2 protein-coding genes and 2 pseudogenes are annotated in these 6,028 nt (G+C 69.2%); 3 read left to right on the forward strand and 1 reads right to left on the reverse strand.

Features of this window, described 5'->3' with window-relative positions; genetic code table 11:
- Positions 1-108 precede the first annotated feature (108 nt).
- Positions 109-639: pseudogene (locus QCN29_RS37310) on the forward strand (1-phosphofructokinase family hexose kinase); the annotation flags it as partial.
- A gap of 126 nt (positions 640-765) precedes the next feature.
- Positions 766-1,597, forward strand: a pseudogene (locus QCN29_RS36440) (class II fructose-bisphosphate aldolase).
- 86 nt (positions 1,598-1,683) lie between these two features.
- Here QCN29_RS36440 and QCN29_RS36445 read toward each other — a convergent pair.
- Entirely contained in the window at positions 1,684-2,673 is a 990-nt protein-coding gene (locus tag QCN29_RS36445) for a LacI family DNA-binding transcriptional regulator (RefSeq protein ID WP_279933544.1), read from the reverse strand.
- 563 nt (positions 2,674-3,236) lie between these two features.
- On the opposite strand from QCN29_RS36445, the gene QCN29_RS36450 reads away from it, so the two are divergent.
- Complete coding sequence (locus QCN29_RS36450; protein ID WP_279933543.1) at positions 3,237-5,720, forward strand: RICIN domain-containing protein; 2,484 nt, start codon at positions 3,237-3,239, stop codon at positions 5,718-5,720.
- Positions 5,721-6,028: the final 308 nt, after the last annotated feature.

Raw genomic sequence — 6,028 nt, forward strand, 5'->3', positions numbered from 1 at the left:
GCCGCGGCGGCGATGGCTTCCATCTCTGCTTCGTTCAAGTCGCAGAAGATGTCGACCTCGGCCAGGCACCAGGTCCGCTCGGCGCCGTCGTCCGATGCGCTGTGGTCCATGTGGTGCGTCTCCTCGCGTCGTCCCGGGGCCCATGGTGGGGGTGCGGTGCCCCATGCCGGGCCCCTGGTAGACCCGCCCTCCTGGAACGCCTTCACCCGGGGGTTCGCCGAGCTGGCCGTGAAGGCCAGGGTCGTGGTCCTCGCAGGCAGCCTCCCCCCGGGGCTGCCGGCCGGCACCTACGCGAGTCTGGTGACAGTGGCCCGCGAAGCCGGCGCCCTCACCATCCTCGACACCAGCGGCAAGGCCCTGCTGGGCGCACTGGCGGCGAGCCCCGACGTGATCAAGCCGAACGCGGCGGAGATCCTCGAAGCAACCGGTAGCTCCGATCTCGCCGAGGCATCAGCCGAACTCCAGTTACGCGGAGCCCGGACAGTCGTCGCCTCCGACGGCCCGAACGGCCTGCACGTCATCACCGAAGGCACGCGCCTGCGCGCCGTCCCGCCCGTCCGGCTGCGCGGCAACCCGACGGGCGCGGGCGACGCCTGCGTCGCGGCTCTCGCGGCAGGACTCCTGGACGGCCGCCCGTGGCCGGACATCCTGCGCGACGCCGTCGCCCTGTCAGCGGCGGCCGTCGCCGCTCCGCTCGCGGGCGACTTTCGCCGCGACCTCTACGACCAGTTCCGTACCTCCGTGAGTGTGGAGACCACCCATGCCCTGACACCCACTGACGACATCATCGGCCCCGCCTACGCCCAGAACCGGGGTGTCGGATCCTTCAACGTCGTCCGGCTCGAACATGCCGAAGCCATCGTCGACGGAGCGCACCGGGCCGGCCTTCCCGTGATCCTCCAGATCAGCGAGAACACGGTGCGCTACCACGGCTCCCTCGCCCCCATCGGCCGAGCCGCCCTGAGCCTGGCCGAGGACGCCACCGTGCCCGTGGCTGTCCACCTGGACCACGCCGAGTCCGAGGACCTCGTGTGCGAAGCCGTGAGGCTCGGGTTCACGTCCGTCATGTTCGACGCCTCCAAGCTGCCGTACGAGCAGAACATCGTCGCGACGAGGTCGGTCACCGAGTACGGGCACAGGGCCGACGTCCTCGTCGAGGCCGAACTGGGCGAGACCGGCGCGAAGGATGGCGCCCACGCCCCGGGAGTGCGCACCGACCCGGACGAGGCACGCGCGTTCGCCGAGGCGACCGCCGTCGGCTGCCTGGCCGTCGCGGTCGGCAGTTCCCACGCGATGGCCACGCGCGACGCCGTGCTGGACTTCGATCTGATCAGCCGCCTCCGCGACAGCGCCGACATGCCCTTCGTCCTGCACGGCTCCTCGGGTGTGTCGGACGCGAACCTGGCCAAAGCCGTCGCCGCCGGTATGACGAAGGTCAACATTCCACCCACCTCAACGGCATTTTCTCCGCCACCGTACGGGGGGGGAACTGGGCCGACGGCCGACGGTCAGCGACTCCGGCACGTACATCGGAGCAGCCCGAGAGGAGGTCGCGTCCGAGGTGGCACGCCTGATGCGGGTCCTGGCGCTCGTTTGACACCCGCCGATGGCCGGCTGCCCCGGTCCCAGAAGGCTGGTGGCAGCGGATACGTACGGGCGGACGAGCCTCGGCGTGCCCGTGGATCAAGCAAGGGAGGACGTGCTGTCGCGCGCGATGAGCCGAGGGAGCAGGAGACGTCGTTGCGGGTCGGCGGGCTGGGCTCCTTCGATCTCCCTGAGGAGCAGCCTGATGGCCTCGCGCGCCATCTCTCTGCTGGGCAGGGCGACGCTGGTGAGGGCGGGAGGGGCCAGCACCCCGTCGGGTGTGTCGTCATGTGCCACGACCGACAGGTCGCCCGGGACCGAGCGCCTCATGCCCCGGGCGGCTTCGAGGGCTCCGCTGGCGAGGACATCGTGCGTGGCGAACAGGGCGGTCGACGAAGGGTGAGCGCGCATCGCTTCCTCAGCCGCCGACATGCCTCCCCTGAAAGACGGCTCCGGCGCGAGGTACACGGCGGAGTCCGGGACGTCCAGGCCGTCCTCGGCGAACGCGCGCCGGAAGCCGCTGACCCGCGGGCCATGGGCAGGGCTGGCAAGAACGGTCACCTGCTCGTGGCCGAGACTCCGGAGGTGACGGCCGGCGAGGTAACCGCCGTGTTCGTAGTCGATGGTGACGACGGGGAAGCGGGCGGGGGCCCGGGTCTCCCAGGCGCACAGGACGACGGGGAACCGGGTGCGCGACAGCAACGACAGGTGGTCCGTCAGCCCTTCGTCGCCCGCGATGAGCAGCGCGTCGACAGACCGGCTGGTCAGCCCCGCGAGGTGCCTACGGGCACGCTCTCCATCCCGGCGGGTGGTGCAGAGCAGCAGACGGTAGCCGTGTTCTTCGAGGACGTCCTCCACCCGCTCCACGAGGCCGGCGTAGAACGCCGTGGACACGGTCGGAACGAACATACCCACCGTACGGCTGCTGCCGGTGGCCAGCGAACGGGCCACCAGATTCGGCACGTAACCGAGTTCGGCGATGGCCTCGCGCACACGGGCCGCGGTGATGGGCCGTACGGGGACGCGGCCGGAGAGCACGTTGGAGACGGTCTGCTTGGTGACGCCGGCACGCTTCGCCACGTCTTGCATCGTCACCATGAATACCTCGATCTGACCGGTCCCCGGGCGTTCGCAGCCTACTTACGCTCTCCCCGCAGTCAACACCTCGGCCGTCCCCGGGGATCCGGGACTTGGCGGCGCTCGAAGTCATCGGCTCCGAGAAAGCGGAAGTTTCCCTGCCGCGGCTCTTGTTTTACCGGTCAAATTCGCCGTACGGTCCATCCAGCGCGCGGCAGCCGAGACTCGGAGGCTGCCACGGCGCGGACGGACGACCTGAGGCAGACGCTTTCGTCATCCGCTCCCCGCTCGCCCATCCCTTGAGTCACCAGGCGACGCCACGGGTGCTCCCTCGACGGAACACCCCAAACTCTGCGGCGGCCCGCAACGCAGTCGCCACCTTGGGCACGCACCCCGCCGCGCGCCCCCGAGAACTCCCCCTCGGCACCAGACGCAGACACACGAGCGCCGCACTCGGGCGAAGGGAGCACCCCCTTCGGAGCGCATCGAGCCGCTCCGAGTACGACCGTCGTCCCGAAAGGACGCCGGACCCCCAAGGAGCCGTCTCCCGTGGCTCCTGCGATCAAGGAGTAACCATGCACGCTCCTCGAAGCAGACTGGCCGGGGCGCTCGCCACGGCCGCCCTGGTCTTCACAGGCGTGAGCACGCTGGCGACGCCCACAGCATCCGCAGACTCGACCGCCGCGTCCTACACCGTCACCGTCGGCGCCAAGGGGTCCTGGACCCGCCCCGACGACACCCCGGCCAGTCCCTACATCGACAAGGACGGCACCTTCTACTACCAGCAGGCCCACGCCCTGTACGGGACGAACAACCCCCGCAAGTGGACCTTCTACACCGGCACCGACTTCGACTCCGCCAACCGCTCCGGCGCGATCAGCGACGCGGTGAACCCGGCGAACTCCGCCGACCGCAACAACGACACCACCTGGCGCTGCAACAACAGCCCCACCGGCGTGGAAGCCACCCCGGCCCCCGCCGGCAGCGGCTACGCGCACCGCAACTACTGCGACCTGACCGGGATGTGGGTCGACCCGGACACCGGCGACTGGTATGGCCTGGTCCACAACGAGTTCACCCCGCAGCCCTTCGCCGACGGCATCCACTACGACGGCATCGACTACGCCGTCTCCACCGACCAGGGCCGCACGTGGACCATCAAGGACCACGTCATTACCTCGCCCTACAGCACCAAGCGCGGCGACACCACCGCCTTCCCGCAGCAGACCTACCACTACGGCACCGGCGACCCCCGGCTCTTCGCGGACACCGCCTCCGGGTACTTCTACGCCTTCTACGGCTCCCGGATCGTCAACAAGGGCGGCGGCTGGGCCGCGTTCTACGGCCACGTCGCCCGTTCGCCGATCTCGGCGAAGATGGCACCCGACTCCTGGCGGAAGTGGTACAACGGCGCCTGGACCGAGCCCGGCGTCGGCGGCCGGGAGAGCAACATGGTCCCGGTCGGATCCGGCAGCATCACCGGGTACACCCCGCCGTCGAAGGAGTACAACCCGGCCAACAGCGGCACCGTGAGCGAGCAGGTCGCCGCTGGCCTCACACCGCCGACGTCACCCCTGTTCGTCATGGACATCACCTACAACGCCCACCTCGGCCTCTACATCGGCCAGCCCCAGGCCGTGGACCAGAGCGGGAACGCCTCGCAGGAGATCTACGCCACCGACAACCTCACCACGCAGAAGTGGTTCCGCCTTGGTGACACCGGCAGCTACAAGAACGCCTCCTGGTACCGGTGGTTCCTCGACAGCGCCAACAAGACCAGCTCCGGCATCGTCGGCAAGGACTTCCGCTCCTACTGCTCCTTCGGCTGCTCCAACAATACAAGCGCCGAGTACATCAACCTGAAGATCGACACCACCGCGCCCGCCGCGCCCGTCGACACGGCCAAGACCTACCGCATCGCCAACGGCAACGGCCGTGTCCTCGCTCAGGCATCCGGCAGCTCCGCCACCACCTCCCTGACCTCCACGTCCGGCTCCGGCCTGGAAGCGTGGACCTTCGCATCCAACGGTGACGGTTCTTACCGGATCGCCAACGCGTCCACCGGTCAGCTCCTCGGCGTCGGCGCCACAGCGACCTCCACCCGGGCCTGGGGCACCAAGCCCACCGTCACCAACCCGGGCTCCGCCGGCCCCACCGTGGGCCAGCAGTGGTTCGTCATCCCTGGCGCCTCCCCCAGCGACGACAGCCCCACCGGCACGTACAAGATCGTCAACCGGTACAGCGGGCTCGTCATCGGGCTCTCCGCCAACTCCAGCCGCCTCGCCGAGACCACGCCCACCCGCACTTGGACCAACTCCACCGGGAACGCCGTCGGCGGCGCCCGCACGGCCGGCGAGCAGACCCTGACCCTGACCCCGACCGGCGAAGCCCCCGAGACGGTCAGCGTCAACCACCCCGGAAACCAGTCCGGCACCGTGAACAAGGCCGTCTCGCTCCAGCTCGACGCCAGCAACTCCGCCAACAAGCCGCTGACCTTCTCCGCCACCGGCCTTCCCGCCGGACTGAGCATCAGCTCCAGTGGCCTGGTCACAGGAACCCCCACCACGGCCGGTTCCTCCAACGTCACCGTCACGGCAACCTCCGGCTCCGCCAGTGGCACCGTCACGTTCACCTGGTCGGTCTCGCCCCTGCTCAACGGAGTCCGCACCCTGACCTCCGCGGGCAAGGCACTCGACAACCCCGGCTCGAGCACCACCGCCGGCACCCAGCTCATCACCTGGTCACCCAACGGCGGCGCCAACCAGAACTGGACCTTCACCCAGCAGACCGACGGCACCTACGTGCTCAAGAACAACCAGTCCGGCCTCTGTGTCGACGTCAACAGCGCCTCCACGAGCGCCGACGCAAAGATCATCCAGTGGACGTGCACCGGGGCCGCCAATCAGCGCTGGACCCTCACCCTCCAGGCCAACGGCACCTACACCGTTGCCTCCGCAGCGAGCGGACTGCTCCTGACAACGGCTTCATCCACCGACGGAGCCCTGGTGACCCAACAGCCCGACACCGGCACCTCCCTCCAGCGGTGGACCATCAACTAACCCGCCGACTGTAATGGGTTCGTCGGGGTTCCCAAGAGCGGACGGGCCCCGACGAACCTCTGCGGAGCAGCGTCGGGCCTTCTTGAGTACTACGAGTACTAGCCTCGCGCTTTCACGAAGGGGCTGTCCAGCAGGTGATCAGGACAGCAGAAAGTGCCTCTGACCAGCGAGAATGAGGATTGCTGAGGCCCTTGTTCCCGCCCCTGTCGGAGGCACTTTCCAGGTGAAGAAGCGTATCGGGTCCTACCCACGTGTCCGTACCGAAGGCGGCGGCCGCGGGGTGGTCTCCCAGGCCGGCGGTGTGCTGC

The organism is Streptomyces chengmaiensis (assembly GCF_029846775.1).
Classification (GTDB): domain Bacteria; phylum Actinomycetota; class Actinomycetes; order Streptomycetales; family Streptomycetaceae; genus Streptomyces; species Streptomyces chengmaiensis.